The following is a 554-nucleotide window of genomic DNA, read 5'->3' on the forward strand; positions in this document are numbered from 1 at the left end:
ATGTGGCACTCGTCGCCGCCGGTGCCGTAGTCGCCGAAGTAGTCGACCACGTCCTCGGGCCACTGGTTGGCCTCCGCCAGCAGCACGGTGTCCGGGTACATCGCGTCGATCTCGCGGCGGACCCGCTTGAGGAAGGCGTGCGTGGCGGGGAGGTTCTCGCAGTTGGTGCCCTCTTCGGCGTAGAGATAGGGGACCGCGTCGAGCCGGTAGCCGTCGATGCCGAGGTCGAGCCAGAACTTCAGCGCCGCCAGGATCTCCTCCTGCACGGCCGGGTTCTCGTAGTTGAGGTCCGGCTGGTGCGAGAAGAAGCGGTGGAAGTAGTACTGGCCGCGCACCGGGTCGAAGGTCCAGTTGGAGGCCTCGGTGTCGACGAAGATGATCCGCGCGTCCTCGTACTGCCTGTCGTCGTCGGCCCACATGTAGTAGTCCCCGTAGGGGCCGTCGGGGTTCTTGCGGGACTCCTGGAACCACGGGTGCTGGTCGCTGGTGTGGTTCATGACGAAGTCGATGATCACGCGCATGCCGCGCTGGTGGGCGGCGTCGACGAACTCCAC

1 protein-coding gene is annotated in these 554 nt (G+C 66.1%); it reads right to left on the minus strand.

All coding sequences use genetic code 11. The features are described 5' to 3' along the window. The coding region (locus ADK64_RS07295; RefSeq protein WP_267888529.1) for an alpha-amylase family glycosyl hydrolase at positions 1-554 on the minus strand (554 nt) is incomplete at both ends.

It is taken from the genome of Streptomyces sp. MMG1121, assembly GCF_001280015.1.
Classification (GTDB): Bacteria; Actinomycetota; Actinomycetes; order Streptomycetales; family Streptomycetaceae; genus Streptomyces.